The sequence below is a fragment of the Cuspidothrix issatschenkoi CHARLIE-1 genome (assembly GCF_002934005.1).
In the GTDB taxonomy this organism is placed as follows: Bacteria; Cyanobacteriota; Cyanobacteriia; order Cyanobacteriales; family Nostocaceae; genus Cuspidothrix; species Cuspidothrix issatschenkoi.
Genome location: NZ_PGEM01000067.1, coordinates 1 through 18,344, shown reverse-complemented (window position 1 = coordinate 18,344; position 18,344 = coordinate 1). Strand labels below are relative to the sequence as shown.

Annotated in this window: 21 protein-coding genes and 1 pseudogene; 13 read left to right on the top strand and 9 right to left on the bottom strand. The window is 36.9% G+C overall.

Going from position 1 to position 18,344, the window contains the following annotated elements; translation table 11 throughout:
• The first annotated feature begins 184 nt into the window (after positions 1-184).
• Entirely contained in the window at positions 185-454 is a 270-nt protein-coding gene (locus CUN59_RS09975) for a DUF2281 domain-containing protein (RefSeq protein WP_015081510.1), read from the top strand.
• On the top strand, positions 451-870 hold the full coding sequence (locus tag CUN59_RS09970) for a type II toxin-antitoxin system VapC family toxin (RefSeq protein ID WP_015081509.1): 420 nt from the start codon (positions 451-453) through the stop codon (positions 868-870). Before CUN59_RS09975 ends, CUN59_RS09970 begins: the two co-directional genes overlap by 4 nt.
• A gap of 162 nt (positions 871-1,032) precedes the next feature.
• Here CUN59_RS09970 and petL read toward each other — a convergent pair whose 3' ends face one another.
• Positions 1,033-1,125: a cytochrome b6-f complex subunit PetL gene (gene petL / locus CUN59_RS09965; protein WP_035081422.1), complete on the bottom strand. Its 93-nt coding sequence runs from the start codon at positions 1,123-1,125 to the stop codon at positions 1,033-1,035.
• Between the two features lie 130 nt (positions 1,126-1,255).
• On the opposite strand from petL, the gene aroB reads away from it, so the two are divergent.
• Positions 1,256-2,365, top strand: coding sequence for a 3-dehydroquinate synthase (gene aroB, locus CUN59_RS09960; protein ID WP_104387706.1), 1,110 nt, complete (start codon positions 1,256-1,258; stop codon positions 2,363-2,365).
• Here the strand turns inward: aroB and CUN59_RS09955 are convergent.
• From CUN59_RS09955 to CUN59_RS09940, 4 genes and pseudogenes are all read right to left on the bottom strand, one after another.
• A complete protein-coding gene (locus CUN59_RS09955) occupies positions 2,362-2,727 on the bottom strand; it encodes a hypothetical protein (RefSeq protein ID WP_104387705.1) in 366 nt (121 codons plus the stop codon). The genes aroB and CUN59_RS09955 overlap by 4 nt on opposite strands.
• A 212-nt stretch (positions 2,728-2,939) precedes the next feature.
• A pseudogene (locus CUN59_RS09950) lies at positions 2,940-3,182 on the bottom strand (hypothetical protein); the annotation flags it as partial.
• Positions 3,183-3,234: 52 nt separating this feature from the next.
• A complete protein-coding gene (gene ccmS / locus CUN59_RS09945) occupies positions 3,235-3,657 on the bottom strand; it encodes a beta-carboxysome assembly chaperone CcmS (RefSeq protein WP_104387704.1) in 423 nt (140 codons plus the stop codon).
• A gap of 37 nt (positions 3,658-3,694) precedes the next feature.
• Positions 3,695-5,503, bottom strand: coding sequence for an ABC transporter ATP-binding protein (locus CUN59_RS09940; RefSeq protein ID WP_207765399.1), 1,809 nt, complete (start codon positions 5,501-5,503; stop codon positions 3,695-3,697).
• A 510-nt stretch (positions 5,504-6,013) separates the two neighbouring features.
• Between CUN59_RS09940 and CUN59_RS09935 the strand changes: the two genes are divergently transcribed.
• The 8 genes from CUN59_RS09935 (at position 6,014) to rpsU (ending at position 13,044) form a co-directional block, all read left to right on the top strand.
• Entirely contained in the window at positions 6,014-6,430 is a 417-nt protein-coding gene (locus tag CUN59_RS09935) for a DUF1824 family protein (RefSeq protein WP_104387703.1), read from the top strand.
• A gap of 70 nt (positions 6,431-6,500) precedes the next feature.
• Entirely contained in the window at positions 6,501-8,411 is a 1,911-nt protein-coding gene (locus tag CUN59_RS09930; RefSeq protein ID WP_104387702.1) for an ABC-F family ATP-binding cassette domain-containing protein, read from the top strand.
• A gap of 9 nt (positions 8,412-8,420) precedes the next feature.
• Entirely contained in the window at positions 8,421-9,320 is a 900-nt protein-coding gene (gene yhdJ / locus CUN59_RS09925; protein WP_104387701.1) for an adenine-specific DNA-methyltransferase, read from the top strand.
• Positions 9,301-10,434 carry a restriction endonuclease gene (locus CUN59_RS09920; protein WP_104387700.1) on the top strand — a complete coding sequence of 378 codons (1,134 nt, stop codon included), beginning with the start codon at positions 9,301-9,303 and terminating at the stop codon, positions 10,432-10,434. Before yhdJ ends, CUN59_RS09920 begins: the two co-directional genes overlap by 20 nt.
• A gap of 52 nt (positions 10,435-10,486) precedes the next feature.
• The gene (locus CUN59_RS09915; protein ID WP_104387699.1) at positions 10,487-11,344 is read left to right on the top strand and encodes a sugar kinase; all 858 of its coding nucleotides are present in this window, start codon (positions 10,487-10,489) and stop codon (positions 11,342-11,344) included.
• Complete coding sequence (locus tag CUN59_RS09910; protein WP_104387698.1) at positions 11,341-12,207, top strand: 3'(2'),5'-bisphosphate nucleotidase CysQ family protein; 867 nt, start codon at positions 11,341-11,343, stop codon at positions 12,205-12,207. Before CUN59_RS09915 ends, CUN59_RS09910 begins: the two co-directional genes overlap by 4 nt.
• A gap of 187 nt (positions 12,208-12,394) precedes the next feature.
• Complete coding sequence (gene rbp, locus CUN59_RS09905) at positions 12,395-12,724, top strand: RNA-binding regulator (RefSeq protein WP_104387697.1); 330 nt, start codon at positions 12,395-12,397, stop codon at positions 12,722-12,724.
• Between the two features lie 122 nt (positions 12,725-12,846).
• Positions 12,847-13,044, top strand: a complete 198-nt coding sequence (rpsU, locus tag CUN59_RS09900) for a 30S ribosomal protein S21 (RefSeq protein ID WP_015078697.1) — start codon at positions 12,847-12,849, stop codon at positions 13,042-13,044.
• A 259-nt stretch (positions 13,045-13,303) separates the two neighbouring features.
• Here the strand turns inward: rpsU and CUN59_RS09895 are convergent, their stop codons facing one another.
• The 4 genes from CUN59_RS09895 to psbP all read right to left on the bottom strand — a co-directional run bounded on the left by CUN59_RS09895 (position 13,304) and on the right by psbP (position 15,524).
• Positions 13,304-14,044, bottom strand: a complete 741-nt coding sequence (locus CUN59_RS09895) for a phycocyanobilin:ferredoxin oxidoreductase (RefSeq protein ID WP_104387696.1) — start codon at positions 14,042-14,044, stop codon at positions 13,304-13,306.
• 124 nt (positions 14,045-14,168) lie between these two features.
• Positions 14,169-14,297, bottom strand: a complete 129-nt coding sequence (locus CUN59_RS22310) for a hypothetical protein (protein ID WP_279327297.1) — start codon at positions 14,295-14,297, stop codon at positions 14,169-14,171.
• 19 nt (positions 14,298-14,316) lie between these two features.
• Positions 14,317-14,910 (bottom strand): Maf family protein, encoded by a 594-nt coding sequence (locus tag CUN59_RS09885; RefSeq protein ID WP_104387695.1) that lies wholly within the window; start codon positions 14,908-14,910, stop codon positions 14,317-14,319.
• 68 nt (positions 14,911-14,978) lie between these two features.
• Positions 14,979-15,524 (bottom strand): photosystem II reaction center PsbP, encoded by a 546-nt coding sequence (gene psbP / locus CUN59_RS09880; RefSeq protein ID WP_104387694.1) that lies wholly within the window; start codon positions 15,522-15,524, stop codon positions 14,979-14,981.
• A 229-nt stretch (positions 15,525-15,753) separates the two neighbouring features.
• Here psbP and CUN59_RS09875 point away from each other — a divergent pair, with 229 nt between their 5' ends.
• Together CUN59_RS09875 and CUN59_RS09870 are read left to right on the top strand one after the other, a co-directional pair.
• Complete coding sequence (locus CUN59_RS09875) at positions 15,754-16,092, top strand: hypothetical protein (protein ID WP_104387693.1); 339 nt, start codon at positions 15,754-15,756, stop codon at positions 16,090-16,092.
• Between the two features lie 54 nt (positions 16,093-16,146).
• Positions 16,147-18,249, top strand: a complete 2,103-nt coding sequence (locus CUN59_RS09870) for a pentapeptide repeat-containing protein (protein ID WP_104387692.1) — start codon at positions 16,147-16,149, stop codon at positions 18,247-18,249.
• Positions 18,250-18,344: the final 95 nt, after the last annotated feature.

The following is an 18,344-nucleotide window of genomic DNA, read 5'->3' as shown; positions in this document are numbered from 1 at the left end:
AACTCCTAGAAATTGCTAAAATAGGAGTAGAAAAAGCCATAGAAACCGATGAAGCGATAGCTACAGATTGAATAAATCAACAATTGGCAATATTAGGAATTGATATCAACAATGGAGGAGAAAATAAAAATTAATGCTGATGTCATTTACAATAGAATTATAGCCTAGTAGTAGAGGTGAAACTATGACCATTGAACAAGCAGTTTTAGAAAACCTGCGAGAGTTACCAACCGATAAACAACAAGAAGTTTTAGATTTTATTCAATTTCTCAAACATAAACTGTCACAAATAAAAGAACAAGTACAGGAAAAACCATTACAGAATAAAGGAGATAGCTTTTGGGAAGGGGTTTTAAGGTTTCGAGAAACAATTGAAAGAGAAGGAATTGAATTTACAGATGAAGATTTTGCAGATCTTAGAGATCGTAGTCCAGGACGCGAGATTGATTTATGACAGTTCGCTTTTTACTAGACTCTAATATTATCTCAGAACCGAGTCGGCCAATTCCCAATACTCAGGTTTTAGATCAATTAAATCGCTATCGTTCAGAAGTAGCAGTAGCAAGTCTTGTTGTTCATGAAATCCTTTATGGCTGTTGGCGTTTACCAGCATCTAAACGCAAGGATTCTTTATGGAAATACATTCAAGATTCTGTGTTAGATTTGCCTGTGTTTGATTATGATCTCAAAGCTGCAAAATGGCACGCACAGGAAAGAGCTAGATTATCGAAAATTGGTAAAACACCTGCTTTTATTGATGGACAAATTGCCAGTATTGCCTTCTGCAATGACTTGATTTTAGTAACAAATAATGTGGCAGATTTTCAGGATTTTGAGGATCTGATAATTGAGAATTGGTTTATTAAATGAGGGACTAACTGTAGAACAAATTGCTCGGATACTTGAGTTAGAGATCGAAGTGGTGAAAACTTGCAATCAAACAGCAAAGTATTAAATAGACATTTGATCATCTGATTGAAACCAATACCTAAACCCACATAAAGTGGGTTTAATTAGCGTCTAATTGTAGAATTAGAGGATCTTAGCTCCGCGTAGACCAAATAACAAGCCTACAGCTACACCCATAAACACGCCTAGAAAGACAATATATTCAACTACAGCCATTTGTGTTTCTCCACATTAGTTACTTATTTCTATTCAATCATCAATAATTATGAAAGGGAACAGGGAATAGAAAAGAGGTTGTCAACTTGGGGTAAAATACCCAGAGGAGTGATTATATTAGGGTTAGGGAATGAGTTCTGTAATTAAAGTAGATATACCTGAAAAGTCTTATGATATTACCATCGCACCTGGGAGTTTAGATCAACTAGGTGAACAAATGGCCAGTTTGAAACTAGGTAAGAAAGTATTGCTAGTTTCCAACCCGATGATATTTAAATATTATGGCGAAAGAGCGATCGCCTCTTTAGAAAAAGCCGGTTTTCAAGTTGTTAGCTACAACCTACCTCCAGGAGAACGCTACAAAACCCTTAACTCCATTCAAAAACTCTATGATATTGCCCTGGAAAATCGCCTAGAACGCTCCTCCACAATGGTGGCATTAGGAGGAGGTGTAATTGGTGATATGACAGGCTTTGCTGCCGCTACATGGCTCAGAGGCATCAACGTTGTCCAAGTTCCCACCAGTCTCCTCGCAATGGTAGACTCAGCTATTGGTGGTAAAACTGGTGTAAATCATCCCCACGGTAAAAACTTGATTGGTGCATTTCATCAACCTAGTTTAGTCTTGATTGACCCAGAAGTATTAAAAACCCTTCCAGCAAGGGAGTTTCGAGCAGGAATGGCAGAGGTGATCAAATACGGTGTCATTTGGGATACCGAATTGTTTACTCAATTAGAACTAAGTAAACACCTTGACCAACTCCGCTATGTAAAATCCGACCTGATAAACAGCATATTAACTCATTCCTGTCAAGCAAAGGCAGATGTTGTCAGCAAGGATGAAAAAGAATCTGGACTCAGGGCAATTTTAAATTATGGTCATACCATCGGCCATGCGGTGGAAAGCCTGACAGAGTACCGTCTATTGAAACATGGTGAAGCTGTAGGTATTGGTATGGTAGCAGCAGGAGACATTGCTGTAAAATTAGGACTTTGGACACAAGCAGATACAGAACGTCAAAACGCCTTAATTAAAAAAGCGGGATTGCCAACGCAAATACCCGCAAATTTAGCTATTGAAGCTTTTATTGATGCTTTGCAATTAGACAAAAAAGTCAAATCTGGCAAAGTCCGCTTTGTACTACCAACTCAAATTGGTACAGTCAAAGTTACCGACGAAGTACCAACGGAGATAATTCGAGAAGTGTTAACAGTTAACTGTTCACAGTCACTTAATTAAACTGGTAAAGGTGCTAAACCGTTTAATTGCCGAGCCGCATTGATACAAACTGGGCAATCACACCCAAATAACTTAATAGCTAGATCGCTCTCTTCTTCAGAAAAAACTAACTCATCAGGACTATTTTTATCTGCTTGTGCTATTTGCATCGGTTCCTTAGCAACAGTGCGAGGAGTATTACTTACCTGAATACATACCTGTTTTAGTGTTGCTGAATGTGGCGACATAACACAAGATAGGTGAGTTCCAGCAGGGTCAATGGTTTGACTAGCATGAGCAGGTTTAGCCATCATCACCATAGATATAACAGATGTGAATAATACGGGGCTAGAAATCAGAGTTAAAATAAATCTTTTGTTCATGTACTTTTAAAAACCTTGTCACTAGGGAAACAGACCAATTTATCTTTTCCGACAAGTTGGTTGTTAATCAGTCTATCTTACCAGGGAACAGGGAACAGGGAACAGGGAACAGTGAATAGGGAATAGGGAATGGGGAATAGGGAATGGGGAATTGGGAATTGGGAATTGGGAATTGGGAACATGATAAAACTGAACTTGAGAGTTTGAGTCTTTTATAGATTTGAGCCAGCAAATGCTTTTTGTAAATTTTCTGGTTGCATGAGGGTTAAATATTGATTGGCCATTTCTGGGGTTAAAAATTCGATCATGACTCTATTTTCTAACCAGAACTCTATCACATCAAAGAAAGAATCACGGTTACAACGGATTACTCTCCAACCTTCTCTTTGACCAATTGCTTCTATTTGTTCTTGAGTAGAATTAACGGAAATGGCGGCATGAGTAGCACTAAAATGATGAGACTGGGGAGTTTCTTTAAACTGACTACGCGCTTGAAAAAAATCAATATTATTTGATTTGTGTTACTAATCGCTGTTCTAGTAAATCCATTAATTCATCTATATTTTTTCCTAATTCATGAAAATAGGTTTCTGGTGATAATTTAGGTGCAAATTGAATTAGTTTAATTTCTCCTTTACCAATACCAATCATCAGTACTTCGGTTTCTGGTTTATTATTATCAATAATTCCCAAAAGTTCTTGAAGTCGGTTTTCGACTCGCTCATTTAATTTTTCTATTTCAGTTTGGGGACAATAAACAAAATGGGGTTGGGGAAGTAAATTAATGCCGATAGTACCCTGACTATTGCCATTTTCTAACCATAACCCCCAAAAAAGTGCTGCTAATTCTGGTTGGTTGTCTTTGACAAATCTATCTAATTGTCCTCGCCATTTATTCTCTTCTGTTTCTGGTTGCGGAATACTAAACATGATGATTAACTGGTAATTTTTGTTAATTTTATTTTATTTATTTTAACCCAGATTGGACGATCCAGAGACTTGCATAAATGCCATTTTTGTCTAATAGTTGTTCGTGAGTTCCGGCTTCAACTAATTTACCATGTTCCATGACATAAATGCAGTCAGCATTGCGGACGGTGGAAAGACGGTGAGCGATCGCTATTGTAGTCCGATTTACTGTAATCCGCTCTAAGGAACGTTGAATAGCAGCTTCAGTTTCATTATCTACTGCTGAGGTGGCTTCATCTAAAATTAAAATTGGCGGATCTTTTAAGACTGCACGAGCGATCGCAATTCGTTGTCTTTGTCCTCCAGATAACTTTTGCCCCCTCTCTCCTACAATTGTCTCATAACCTTGGGGCAAATTCATAATAAAATCATTAGCTTCGGCAATTTTTGCCGCCATAATAATATCTTCATTACTGGCAGTAAAAGTACCATAGGCAATATTTTCTGCTACCGTACCATGAAATAAAAATACATCCTGACTCACTAACCCAATAGAACGGCGTAAATCTCGCAAATTTAATTGTTGTAAATCAATACCATCTAAAGTAATTTTACCATTTTCCACTTCATAAAACCGCAGTAATAGTTTAACTAAAGTGCTTTTACCTGAACCCGTTGAACCAACAATAGCAATTGTATTTCCCGCAAGAATTTTTAAAGATAAATCTTTAATAATTGGAGTTCTATTTTGATAAGCAAAGGTAACATGATGAAATTCTAAATTACCCTGAACTATATCTATAGGTAAATCAATATGTCCAGGATGAATTACCACAGGAGTATCTAATAAATCCATGACTCGATTAGTAGAAGCCATCGCCCTTTGGTATAAATCAAAAGTATCACCTAATCTGGTTAAAGGCCACAGCAAAAGCTGGACTAAAAACACCAAAGAACTATAAGCACCTACAGCTAATCTTCCTCCTACTACTTCCATTCCTCCGAACAACAGCAAGATTGTAAAAGCTGCTAAAATGAACATCCGAATAATGGGAATATAAGCCGCCGATAAAGCAATTGCCTTAGCATTACTTTGACGATAAGCATTACTTTCCAATTCTACACGGGTTGCTTCATAATTTTCCGCCGTAAAACTTTTAATTGTAGTAATGCCGCTTAAATTATTAGATAATCTGCCATTTAATAAACCTACCTTTTCCCGCACATCCGCATAACGAGGCGCAAGAAACTTCTGAAAAACTACCGAACCACCGAGAATAAATGGCATGGGTAAAATTGCCATCCAAGCTACACTAGGAGCTAAAATAAAAAAGGCACCGCCAACAATAATAATAGTTGTAGTTACTTGAATAATATCGTTTGCACCTACATCTAAAAACCGTTCTAATTGGTTAATATCATCACTTAAAATAGACATTAAACCCCCGGTACTGCGTTCTTCAAAATAAGCTAATTCTAATTCTTGCAGATGTTTATATGCGTCTAGTCGTAAATTATGCTGCACATTCTGGCCTAAATTGCGCCATAGTAATTTAAAACAATATTCAAACAATGACTCCAATATCCAAGTAATCACCGTCAACAAAGATAAAATGAGAAATTGCCCATAAATATCTTTTACTCCTAACCGAGCAATGATAGAATCCTGTTGCTTGACTACCACATCAACGGCAATTCCAATTAATACTGGCGGTGCTAAGTCAAAAATTTTATTTAGAATAGAAGCACCAATAGCCAAACGAATTTGTTTAATATACTGATGTCCATAGTTAAATAAACGCTGAAGAGGACGGAGAGAATGTTTCCGTCTTCTTGATGATCGGGGAGATTTGAATGGTATAGTCACATTAATTGCCACTTACTTGCAGCTAATATTACCACAAAGTCGAGTTAATTAGCCGTTCAGGTGGAATCAATAGATACAGTAATTTTATTTAGGGAACATATTACCATTTATTGTCATTCAATTTTGGATTTTGGATTTTAGATTTTGGATTGTTTACAATGTTTACAACACAAGACTTGTATGTCAACATTTTCATATCTATCTGTGTTATTGTAGCCAAAATGCAGTTCCTTCCAGGAGAGATGACTTTGAAAAATTAGCAACTATTAAATTGGCAAAGGACAGTTTTGGGAATTATATTAGAAAAATATTCTCCCCCTCAAGAGAGGGTAACAGCAAAAAAGGTCAGATGTGTAATTATCAGTAAACACACCCAACAAAACAAACATTCCTGCCTAAACTGAGGGAATATCCCATATCAATCTTGATTTTGTTCCCCAATGCTAGTAATCTGAGCAAATCTCCATCCGCTAACCTGAACCAGACCTAACACTAGACAAATCAATAATTATGTCTACTTCCAATCACCAGAAACTCACACTCCAAGAAGCCAAAAAAATACTCAACAAATTTAACTGTCTGGATATTGCCCCTATCCTCAAACCGTCAGAAAAAATTGTTACCCGTGAGGCATTAATTTTTCTCACCAGTTTGACGGACTATCAAATATTAGGTATTTGTGCTGATACCGCCGAAGAAGGAATTTTAGCGATGAAAACCTATTCTCGCGCTTTGGGTTATCAAGCACCAACAGATTTACCTGAACCAGAAGGCCCAGTCTACATCAAATTGAATGGCAAAAATGGCTTGTGTTATCTCGATTCTTATTCTGGACATCATCGGGGAGTGTTAGTATCTTGCCAGTCCTATCAAGCGGGAGGAGTTAACGAAATGTATGGACATTTACCTCTCGATTTATTTGTCTAAAATCAGGGTTACAATCATCTGTAAGGTGGGCAATGCCCACCTCATTCTTAATTACTAAGTACCACATAAGATGAGCATTATTACACTACAATCAGTTAAAAAAGATTTCGGAATTAAAGAACTTTTAAAAGATACAAATTTTAGTCTTGATAATAATGATAAAGTTGGTTTAATCGGTACAAATGGTTCTGGTAAATCAACTTTATTAAAAATGATTGCTGGACTAGAACCAATTGATAGTGGGCAAATTTTAGTTAACTCTGGCGCGAAAATTGTTTACTTGCCTCAACAGCCAGATATGGATGAAAATCATACTGTTTTAGAACAGGTATTTGCTGACAGTGGTGAACAAATGAACCTGGTCAGAGAGTATGAAGAATTATCTGATAAATTGGCACATTATCCCGAAGATAGTCAATTAATGTCCCGTCTTTCCAGTATAATGCAACGCATGGATGCTACTGGTGGATGGGAATTAGAAACTAACGCTAAAATCATTCTAACAAAGTTAGGAATCGCTGATTTTGATGTCAAAGTCGGGACATTATCAGGAGGATATCGTAAACGCATCGCTTTAGCCGCAGCTTTGATATCAGAACCAGATTTATTGTTAATGGATGAACCGACTAACCATTTAGATGCTTTGTCTGTAGAATGGTTGCAAAGTTATTTAAATCGCTATCGCGGCGCACTTTTATTAACTACCCATGATCGTTATTTTTTAGATAAAGTTACTAACAGAATTATCGAAATTGATCGCGCTGATATTTACAATTATACAGGAAATTATTCCTATTATTTAGAAAAGAAAGCCTTAGCTGAGGAATCTGCTCTTAGCACTCAACGTAAACATCAAGGTATTTTACGTCGTGAATTAGAATGGTTAAAAAAAGGACCCAAAGCTAGAAGTACCAAGCAGAAAGCTAGAATTGAACGCGCTCATGCACTACGGGACACTGAGTTTAAACAACTGAATGGTAAGGTTGATATTTCTACCGTTGGCCGTCGCATTGGTAAAAAAGTAATTGAACTCAAAAATGTCAGTAAAGGCTACAATGGTAGAACTTTAATTAATAATTTTACTTATGAGTTTAGTCCAGAAGATAGGATTGGCATTATTGGCGGAAATGGCGCAGGAAAATCTACTTTAATGGATATTATGACTGCCAAAATTCCACCAGATTCTGGTACGGTAGAAATTGGTAGTACCATTCACATTGGCTATTTCAATCAACACTCAGAAGAATTGTTAACGGCTGTAAATGAAGATCAGCGCGTAATTGATTATATTAAAGAAGAAGGGGAATTTATCCAAATATCCGACGGCACAAAAATCACGGCTTCCCAAATGTTAGAAAGATTTTTGTTTCCAGGAAATCAACAATATGCACCCATTAATAAACTTTCTGGAGGAGAAAAACGCCGCTTATTTTTATTGCGTATTCTCATTAGTGCGCCCAATGTCTTAATTTTAGATGAACCAACCAATGATTTAGATGTGCAGACATTAGCAGTATTAGAAGAATATTTAGAAGATTTTACTGGCTGTGTCATTGTAGTTTCCCATGATCGTTACTTTTTAGATCGGACGGTGGATAGAATTTTTGCCTTAGAAGAAGGTGGCAGTTTACGTCAATATCCGGGGAATTATTCAATTTATTTAGATTATAAAAAAGCGGAAGAATCCCAACAACAGGAAACTACAAAAACTGTAGTGATAGAAAAGGAAAAAGTTGTATCTACAGTCGCAGAAACTAAAAAACGTCGCCGATTATCCAATTGGGAAAGACGGGAATTTGAAGACTTAGAAGGCAAAATTGCCCAGTTAGAAACAGAAAAAACAGAAGTAGAAAAAACCCTAGCGAATATGGCTGGAAATTATAGCCAAGTGCAAAAACTCTATGAACAATTGGAAAAGCTCAAACAAGATATTGATATAGCTACCGAACGCTGGTTAGAATTAGCAGAAATGGAGTCTTAGCTAATTATCATGTGTGTATCTTATCAAAACGAAGGCAATCTGATATTTTATGGTGATGCTATCAACATCTTGTCAAATCATATTGCTTCAGAATCAGTTGATTTAATTTTTGCAGATCCTCCCTATAATATAGGGAAAAAATTTGCTAATTTTTATGATAAATGGGATTCAGAAGAAGAGTATGTAAATTGGTCATACAAGTGGCTAGATGAATGTATACGCATACTAAAGCCAAATGGTACATTATATGTAATGACAAGCACACAAGCAATGCCTTACTTTGATATTTACTTGAGAAAAAAATTAACTATTCTCAGTCGGATAATTTGGTATTACGATAGTTCTGGAGTTCAAGCGACAAAGTACTTTGGTTCAATGTATGAACCTATCCTCCATTGTGTGAAAGATAAAAATAATTATATTTTTAATTCAGACAATATAAAAGTTGAAGCAAAAACTGGATCACAACGTAAATTAATTGATTACAGAAAATCAGTTCCCACCCCCTATAATACAGAAAAAGTCCCTGGTAATGCTTGGTATTTTCCCCGTGTGAGATATCGAATGGAAGAGTATGAAAATCATCCTTCACAAAAACCTGAGTCTTTGCTAGAAAGAATTATTTTAGCAAGTAGTCATGAAGAAAATGTCATACTTGATCCCTTTGCAGGAACTTTTACTACTGCTGCTGTCGCTAAACGCTTAGGCAGAAAATCTATGAGTATTGAATCTCAAGAAGAATATTTAAAAATTGGTTTAAGACGAGTTTTAGGAATGCAAGAATATCAAGGAGAACCACTTTTGCCAATCCTAAAAAGTCATACTGTAAAAAATAAACATGGTAAGAAATTAGATTTAGATACAGATGTTATCCAGGGGAGTATTTTTGATGCAAATACAACAGCATGACTTTACGCAAACAATAATTACTATTCTTAATCAAAACTTTCCTGGATATGGAGAAATTATTTTCAATAATAGTCATTTATTGCAGTATCTAAATATTAAAACTAAGGCTGCAAATCGTGGCTCTAAATCAAGAGCCAGCTTTGCCAACCATTATGCTATATATGTTTTAGTTGAAGATTATTTAAAAAATCAATTTCATATTAATAATACCTATGAAGATTATCAAGGCGCACAATATATGGCATTGTTAATCAGACAGAGAGAACTACCTTTTGGTAGTAAACTTCAAAATCATGCTCTTAACAATCGTTTAAATGAAGAATTTAAAAAATATTTTCATACTTCAGATTATTTACCAATTATCAGAGATTCCATCACCAATAGATATTGGATTAATGAAAATTTGTTAAAAGTAACAATTAATGATCAAATAATCAATATTGCTGAATCTGTTAAAGATATCATTGATGCTTATATACAAGCAAGAATAAACTCATTTAATGAATTCATGATGTATTGTCAACAAATGATCACAATTCAAGAAAAATCACCAGAAACAGCCATTGAATTTATCAAAAGTTTATTAAAACCCAATATAGATGCAAGAATATTTGAAATTGTTAGTTATGCAATTTTAAAACAATATTATGCAGAACAGATAATATACTGGGGTTGGTCACAAGAAGAATTAAATCGTGATCATTTAATTTTGTATAAAACTGGACGGACAAACGCTAACGATGGAGGTATAGATTTTGTAATGAAACCTCTGGGTCGTTTTTTTCAAGTAACAGAAAGTTTAGATACAGGTAAATATTTTTTAGATATTGATAAAGTACAACGATATCCAATTACTTTTGTTATCAAAACTGAGCAAAACATTGAAGATTTGTTAAATAGAATTCAAGAACAAGCAAGATTAAGATATAAAATCAAAACTATTATTAACAGATATATGGAATGTATAGAAGAAGTGATTAATATTCCAGAACTAATGCTTCGTTTTAATCAAGTTTTAGAATGTAATCGCGGTACTCAAGTCCTTGAAGAAATTGTTTCCCAAAATCGAATTGAGTTTAATATAGAAAATGAAATAATAGAAAACGAACAATAAATAGAGGAAATTATAAATTAATAAAATACAATTATTTAACTACAGATTACCCATGACTAATTCTGCCTTGTTTATCGGTTTAATCACCTTAGATTTAATTTATTTAGCTCAATCTCCGCCCCAAAATAATCAAAAAATAGTTGCTAGTGACTACACCGTAGCTGCAGGTGGACCAGCTACAAATGCTGCTGTTACTTGCAGTTATTTAGGTAATAACAGCAAAGTTTTAGGTGTACTGGGTTCTCATCCCATAACGCAGCTAATTTATAGCGATTTGGAAAATTATCAAGTGGGAATTATTGACTTAGATGGGGATAAAAATACACCCCCACCAGTATCTTCTATTATTGTCACCCAAGATACAGGCGAAAGAGCAATCATTTCCATTAATGCTGTAAAAACTCAGGCCGATATTAACTCTATTCCCGCAAATATTTTAGAAAATATTGATATTGTTTTAATTGATGGTCATCAAATGGCCGTGAGTCAAATTATTGCCCAAACTGCTAAAACTAAAAATATTCCTGTTGTTATTGATGGCGGTAGCTGGAAACCAGGATTTGAAAACATATTACCGTTTGTAGATTATGCTATTTGTTCAGCTAATTTTTATCCCCCTAACTGCCAAAATCAAAAGGATGTTTTTACCTATTTGCAAAATTTTTCCATTTCCCATATTGCCATTACCCACGGTGAAAAGCCCATACAATATTTAACTCATGGTGTATCTGGTGTGGTAGATGTGCCAAAAATACAGCCTGTTGATACACTAGGTGCAGGAGATATTTTTCATGGTGCTTTCTGTCACCATATCTTGAGTCACAGTTTTACTGATACTCTAGCTTTATCTGCTAATATTGCGGCTAAAGCTTGTCAGTATTTTGGTACACGCCACTGGATAAATTCATGAAAGACTTATCAGAAATTTTAATTATCGCACGAGAAGTAGCTTGGGGAGCGTCCAAATTACTGGGTTCTTATTATCACGGTACTGCTTTAGCACCAGATTTAGATATTAAGTATAAAGATAATGAACCTGTGACGGTTGCAGATATAGCTGTGAGTGAATATATCTTGTCACAACTTAAAGCTGCTTTAGGTGAGGCAGATTTTGGTTATATCAGTGAAGAAACCTATAAATCACAACAGGAGAAAAATCCCCATGAGTGGGTATGGATTATTGATCCTTTAGATGGAACAAAAGACTTTATTAATAAAACTGGGGAATATGCCATCCATATTGCCTTAATTCAAGGAACACAGCCGATATTAGCAGTTGTAGCTATTCCAGAAACACAAACGTTGTATTATGCCATCAGAGGTGGTGGAACTTTTAGAGAGACTGCCACTGGTTCTGTAGCGGTGCGAGTTAATTGTACTAAAAATATTCAAGATTTAATTTTGGTTGTGAGTCGCTCACATCGCAACGATAGGTTAGAATATCTATTACAACATTTACCTTGTCAAAATCAAAAAGCAATTGGTAGCGTAGGTTGCAAAATTGCTGCGATTATTGAACAGCAAGCAGATGTTTACATTTCCCTATCTGGCAAATCAGCACCTAAAGATTGGGATATGGCTGCTCCTGAACTAATTCTCACGGAAGCAGGTGGCCAATTTACCCATTGTGACTGTACGCCTTTAGCATATAACACTGGTGATATTCATCAATGGGGGGATTTACTAGCAAGTAATCGCCATCATCAAGTGCTGTGTCGAGAAGCAACAAAGATTCTTACACAGTTTCCCAACCACTCCAGTGGCGTTGATTAGGGTCATTTCCCCACGACGCTAGTTCATCTATGGCAAAAAGTTGCTTATTATGAGTTGATATTCTCATGTAGTGCTATAGTTGGGGATATAAAGATTATTTTCGGCTGAGTAACTCGTTTTAAGATTTTTTTAATGCGTCTCTCCGAATCTAACTCTCTCTACTCTCTGGTTTCGGAGACCATATTCTATGTCAATTTACGTTGGAAATTTGTCCTATCAGGTAACAGAAGAAGACCTGAAACGGGCATTTGCTGAGTACGGAACAGTTAGCCGTGTACAATTACCTACAGACCGGGAAACTGGTCGCCCCAGAGGTTTTGCCTTTGTAGAAATGTCACAAGAAGCCGAAGAAACGGCAGCAATTGAAGCTCTTGATGGTGCTGAATGGATGGGTCGTGATTTGCGTGTGAACAAAGCTAAACCTCGTGAAGATAGAGGTTCAGGTTCTTCCCGTGGTGGTGGCGGCGGAAGCTGGGGTAATCGCGGTGGCGGTGGTGGCGGTGGTCGTCGCTATTAAGTCTGTTAAAAAAAACTAACATCTAGAGTTTCCAGCAGATGCAGCCCTATGCTAAATGCTGCTGGAATATTTTATTTTAGCTCTAGCTCTCAAATATTAATGCAAAATACGGAGGAATAGGAATGACACAAGTGGTATTGGGTGAAAACGAAGGAATTGAGTCAGCACTGCGAAGATTCAAGCGGGAAGTTTCTAAAGCAGGAATTTTCCAAGATATGCGGAAAAAGCGTCATTTTGAAACACCTTTAGAAAAAGAAAAACGTAAAGCGATAGCTAGACACAAGCAGCGCCGTCAACAACGTTCTCGCTTCAAACGGTAGATTTTTACTCATGTCTGCTAAAACTGGAAATCCTGATAGGATTTCCTTTTTAGGGTTTTGCTCCTGAAGTTCACCCAATGGGCAGCAGTGAACCCCTAAAATCAATTATGGAATTGAAATAAGCGATCGCTAGTTCGGATTGACACTCCCCGGTCTAAAGACACACCTGATCTTAACAAAGTTGTGGGTAATGGATAGGTGAAAGCGGGATGAAAGAGCACCTAAAGTCACAGCCAGCAAGAAACTTTTCAAACAACCTCTAAGATTCTGGTAGATCAAATAAAACTGTAGTCATATAATTTTCTGCCCAATCTTCACCAAAAGCTTTTTCTAGAACTCGACGGGTTTTATCATTTTGCTGTTGTTTGGTACAGTAATTTTTTTGTGCAGCGATAATTTCAGCGACTTTTTCTGGTGCAACTGGACTGGAGGCGATCGCTTGAGTACAATGTACTTCTAGAAATGATTGTACCCGTAACAAAAACATAGTTTCTTCTTCTGGAGAAGCAGGACGAATAAACAGACAAAAATCAGAAAAAATATTACCCCATTCTGGTAGTTCACGGGGTTGAGAAAAATAAGGCGTGGTTAAGTTCAGAAGTTGATAATTATAATCTTCTGGTAGCCGACGATCTAAGTTGACAGGGGAAAGATCCGCGATCGCTGCACTAATTTGACCTCTACCTCCGACTAAATCGCAACCAAACATCGGTATATCATATTCTATTCTGGGAAACATCACACAATGGAGAATATCCAACATATTCCCCACCCTTGCTAGTTCCAAGTGCATTTTGCGGAACTGGGTACTTTGATAACAGCGATTTTCGATAATCAGTTTTTCCCCTTCTAATCTACCTTCTACATATCCCAATTCCGCCGGTAAATGATAGGGTGATAAGTCTAAGTGTTTATGCCATACCGTTTCAATGCAATCAGCTAGTTGACGAATGAGGGGATGTTGTTGTTCTCGCAAGGAAGGAGTAGAAGTGGAAGACATATTATTTGATTCATAGACTTTATTATATAGTTTACAATTATTGCGTACATTCTGTTGTATTTACGTTGAGAATCATAAAATTTACATAATATTATATTATTTATTTTTATGATTTTTTGTTAACTTATTTCGCCACCGAACCAAATAAATTCAGGGATTTTACTCCCATTTCCTGTAATTTTTCTTGATGTGCAGCTAAAATTGCTAGTACCTCATCCCGTTTCATGATTTTTACCCGAATCACATTCAACATTATAGTTTGTTCTGCTCTACTATTCCCAAAAATCCGTTACCTCATAACCCAATTCCCCTATCATCTGCCGCAATAAAGGCAAACTTAAACCAATCACATTACTATGACAACCTTCAATTTTTTCTACAAATAAACTGCCAAAACCTTCTAAAGCAAAAGCTCCTGCACATTTTAAAGGTTCACCAGTATTAACATAAGCTTGAATGGCGCGATCGCTCATCTTGCCAAAATAAACCCTAGTAATTTGACACTGGATAACACTTCGATTTTGTGTATTGTCAATCAAAACATGACCTGTATACAAATCACCAAAATTACCCTGCATAAACTGCCAACGAGCGATCGCATCATCCGCATCTTGGGGTTTACCATAAATCTCACCATCAAATGCCAAAACCGAATCACAACCCATAATTAAACATGATGGAAACCGAGAAACCACAGTTTCTGCTTTACATCTAGCCAAAGTATTAACTAACTCTTTTGGTTCAGTAATTGTAATTTGTGACTCATCAAAATCACTAGCACAAATAATAGGTTTAATCCCCACAGTTTCTAATAACTTTTTTCGAGCAGGAGACGCAGAAGCCAGAACAAATTGCGGAACTTTCATGTATAAGTAATTGATAATCGGTAATTGGAAAAACTTTTACTCCCCTGCTCCCTATCCCCAGTCCCTAATTAATAAACAGTGAAAGAACTTACAACTTCATCAATCATCCGTTGCAGTTTTTTCCAACGTCTTTCCGGTACTGACGCATTAAAAGTGAACAGCTTACCGCGACTTACAGCCACGCTAGATATATTGTGTCTTTTTTCCCGATTAGGAAGTTCAACTTCATATTCTAGAAAATAATAAACTTTACCATTGACTTCTCTTTGAGCCGCATTGGTTAATTCAGCAGTCCGGCCAGAATCTACAGGAGCAAGAGCCGCTTTTCCCAATTTATAACCCACTTCCGAGGGAGTTCCCAAATCTGATAAAGTTTTCCCAGCCGGAACAGGACTAATAACTACAGACACATTTTCCGATACTTCAATTAAATCGTGAAATACCACATCGGGTCCATCGGCAACTTTTACTTGTAGCCAACCATTAGGATAATAAAACTGATAACCATCAGCACTATCAACAAAACTCTTGAGTCCAGCAGCATTAGCTACACCGGGATTACTGAGGCTGAAACTCAACACCAATAATAAGATTAACGTAATTTTTTTCCACATTTTTGAAAATTCCTTTGAGCCGTCAGCAATACAAGGTAAGGATGATTGCAAGTTTTTATTCTCTCACCAATGTGTACCGTTAGAGTAGGAGTTCAGGAGGCAAGAGGCGGGAGTTCAGGAGGCAGGAGTATGACTAACGCCACGCCGCGCTTTCAGGAGGGTGAAGAAGAACAATACTGGGATCAGATGTAAAATTAGCTAATAGACTGTGTAAATAGGGAAAAAATCTATGAACTATCGACCAGAAGAAGATTTACAGCGTCGTCTGGAAAATCTAGAAGCAGAAATTAAATCCTCTGATGTTAATTCAGTATTACCAGAAGTAAACACTCCTGTCATGGGTTTCTCGCAATGGAAATTATATCTAGAACGGTCTAGAACTTGGTTTAGTAGTTTATCAACAATAAAAAAACTGGTAGTTACAGGGATAGTGATGCTGTTAACTCTGTGGATACTGCAAACAGTATTTGCTTTAGTCGCGGGTATTATCAGTCTGGCAGTTTTGACAGCGTTAGTGTATCTTGGATACAAATTTTTTGTTGCTAAGAGCTTGCCCAATCAGCAATAGTCTATTTTAATCACACCGATAGCGGTCTCAAAACAAATTTACAGGTAAATTTCCATGGCGAATTCAATGATCGGCAGTAGTAGTCCATCTAGCCGTCCCCAACAACCGAAAAAAAAGAAGGTTACATCCTTAGCCACCAGACGTTTTGTAGCGTGGACGGTAGAAATAAGTATCTTTATTGCCAGTGGTGTAGTTCCTTTTGCTTTGGGAGCTTATATTAATTCTCGCACCCAACTCCCAAGAGTTCCTTTAAATCCTGTTTTAGTAGTTACAGAAAAAGCGATCGCTCGTCCCCTAGCATTACCTGTCAGCTACGGCATTCGTAATGTAGCTTGGCCGACTAATATTCTGTGGTCATTAGCCCTCATCTTACCCACTACCCTTTCTGCCTGGCAAATGTATTTATTAGCGAAAACAGGCAGCACCATTACCAAACGCTGGTTTGGTATAGGCGTAGTCAATACTGAAGGAAAAGCCCCAGATTTAGGTGCAATTCTTGTTAGAGAAGGTTTAGGACGTTGGACTATACCCCTTACCGTTGCTTATTTTCTTTGGCGTTATAGCTTTGTGTTTCCTAACTTAGCTTTGTTTACGTCTTTAACTATGCTAATGATCCTGGCCGAATCACTTGGTTGGCCAGCCCAAAGACCCCGCCGCGCTCTTCATGATCAACTAGCAGGAACAAATACCATAGATATTACCAGCACTGTTAGTAGTTTTCAAGAGGAATCAACAATTAATGAGACTGATGTAAATAGCACCTCAACAGCACCAATTCCAACGGAAAATTCCCCCAGAAATAACCCTAATTTTAGCTTGTTTGTAGTGGGAATTACTAGCATGATTGCAGTGTTATCAACTTTAGTTGGCACACAAATCTACATCCAAACCCAAGAAACTCAACGCAGAAGTGAACAAAGCAATAGTCAAAAGTATCTCGAACTAATTAAAGCTCTTAATCCTAATAATGGAGTGAGTAATCAAGATCGAGAAAGAGCGATTTTAGCGCTAGGCAGTATAGATGATAAACAAGCAATCAAATTATTAGTTGATTTACTGGTCAAAGAAACAGATCCCAAAACCCTAGATACCATTCAACAAGCTTTAACTAACAGTGGTTTGAAAGCTATTCCTGAATTAAACCGCATGAATCAGTTTCTTGCCAAAGAATTAGAATCTATGGGTAAAAGTCAAAATTGGGAATTTAGACAAAACCAGTTAATTATCACCCAGCTAGTGATTAATAAAATTATTGGTATTTATGGCGGCAAAATCAACAATATTGACTTGAGTAATGCTCAATTAAGTTCTCAAATATTGGGGAATAACTCCTTATTTAAATTGGTATTAAAGAATGTTGATTTATCAGGCATTGTGTTGAAATCTGCAAATCTCTATCAAGCCGATTTCCGAGGTAGTCGTTTCCGTGGTGTCGGTGAAGATGGACGATGGGATACTTACGATGATGTTATCTCAGATTTAAGCAACGCCAACTTAAAACAAGCTAATTTATCAACTACTAATTTAAGTCGAATTTTAATGAATCATGCTGATTTAAGCCAAGCTAGTTTAAACAAAGCCAACTTGTCCTATACCCGTTTATTAAATGCCAACCTCAGTAGTACCCAGCTAGTAGGTGCAGATTTACGGAATGCAGTGTTAGAAAATGCCACCCTCACAAATGCAGATTTGAGCGACGCTGATTTAACAGAAGCCAGTTTATATGCCGCCCATTTAGTCCGTGTTTCTGCCATTGGCACACAATTAGCTTATGCAAATTTAACCAAAACTGATTGGCAAGGCGCAGACTTATCGGAAGCCTATTTAGACTATGCTAATCTCAGTAATGCTAATTTAAGTGCCGCCCGTCTCACTGGTGCTAGTTTACGCTCTGTTAACTTAGAAAATGCTAACTTGCGGAATGCTGATTTAAGCCGTGCTGATTTACGGGGAGCAAACGTGACCGGAGTAGATTTTCAAGGTGCAGTCATGTTTGTTGTTAAACAAAACCCAGGAGATCAATTTGTAGAAACACCGGATATTGGTTCACAAAATGCCTCAATTCAAGGTTTAGATTTTAGCAAAGCGAAAAATCTCGATCAGCAACAACTGGCCTTTATTTGTACGCAAGGTGGACTACATTCTCGCTGTCCATAACCAAGGCGGGACGCAGGAAGGAAAAGAATCATATATTTCTCCCCTGCTTCTGTGCCCCTACGCAAGAATTCAGATTGTGAACTACCACACACTGA

Bases quoted from the DNA above. Each gene is read 5' to 3' on its own strand.
- CUN59_RS09895 (WP_104387696.1), bottom strand. From the start codon at position 14,044: ATGTCTTCCACTTCTACTCCTTCCTTGCGAGAACAACAACATCCCCTC.
- ccmS (WP_104387704.1), bottom strand. From the start codon at position 3,657: ATGTTTAGTATTCCGCAACCAGAAACAGAAGAGAATAAATGGCGAGGA.
- CUN59_RS09915 (WP_104387699.1), top strand. From the start codon at position 10,487: ATGACTAATTCTGCCTTGTTTATCGGTTTAATCACCTTAGATTTAATT.
- CUN59_RS09920 (WP_104387700.1), top strand. From the start codon at position 9,301: ATGCAAATACAACAGCATGACTTTACGCAAACAATAATTACTATTCTT.
- CUN59_RS09935 (WP_104387703.1), top strand. From the start codon at position 6,014: ATGTCTACTTCCAATCACCAGAAACTCACACTCCAAGAAGCCAAAAAA.
- CUN59_RS09955 (WP_104387705.1), bottom strand. From the start codon at position 2,727: ATGAACAAAAGATTTATTTTAACTCTGATTTCTAGCCCCGTATTATTC.
- CUN59_RS09910 (WP_104387698.1), top strand. From the start codon at position 11,341: ATGAAAGACTTATCAGAAATTTTAATTATCGCACGAGAAGTAGCTTGG.
- CUN59_RS09875 (WP_104387693.1), top strand. From the start codon at position 15,754: ATGAACTATCGACCAGAAGAAGATTTACAGCGTCGTCTGGAAAATCTA.
- CUN59_RS22310 (WP_279327297.1), bottom strand. From the start codon at position 14,297: ATGTTGAATGTGATTCGGGTAAAAATCATGAAACGGGATGAGGTACTA.
- CUN59_RS09870 (WP_104387692.1), top strand. From the start codon at position 16,147: ATGGCGAATTCAATGATCGGCAGTAGTAGTCCATCTAGCCGTCCCCAA.
- CUN59_RS09885 (WP_104387695.1), bottom strand. From the start codon at position 14,910: ATGAAAGTTCCGCAATTTGTTCTGGCTTCTGCGTCTCCTGCTCGAAAA.
- rpsU (WP_015078697.1), top strand. From the start codon at position 12,847: ATGACACAAGTGGTATTGGGTGAAAACGAAGGAATTGAGTCAGCACTG.
- CUN59_RS09930 (WP_104387702.1), top strand. From the start codon at position 6,501: ATGAGCATTATTACACTACAATCAGTTAAAAAAGATTTCGGAATTAAA.
- psbP (WP_104387694.1), bottom strand. From the start codon at position 15,524: ATGTGGAAAAAAATTACGTTAATCTTATTATTGGTGTTGAGTTTCAGC.
- aroB (WP_104387706.1), top strand. From the start codon at position 1,256: ATGAGTTCTGTAATTAAAGTAGATATACCTGAAAAGTCTTATGATATT.
- rbp (WP_104387697.1), top strand. From the start codon at position 12,395: ATGTCAATTTACGTTGGAAATTTGTCCTATCAGGTAACAGAAGAAGAC.
- CUN59_RS09975 (WP_015081510.1), top strand. From the start codon at position 185: ATGACCATTGAACAAGCAGTTTTAGAAAACCTGCGAGAGTTACCAACC.
- petL (WP_035081422.1), bottom strand. From the start codon at position 1,125: ATGGCTGTAGTTGAATATATTGTCTTTCTAGGCGTGTTTATGGGTGTA.
- yhdJ (WP_104387701.1), top strand. From the start codon at position 8,421: ATGTGTGTATCTTATCAAAACGAAGGCAATCTGATATTTTATGGTGAT.
- CUN59_RS09970 (WP_015081509.1), top strand. From the start codon at position 451: ATGACAGTTCGCTTTTTACTAGACTCTAATATTATCTCAGAACCGAGT.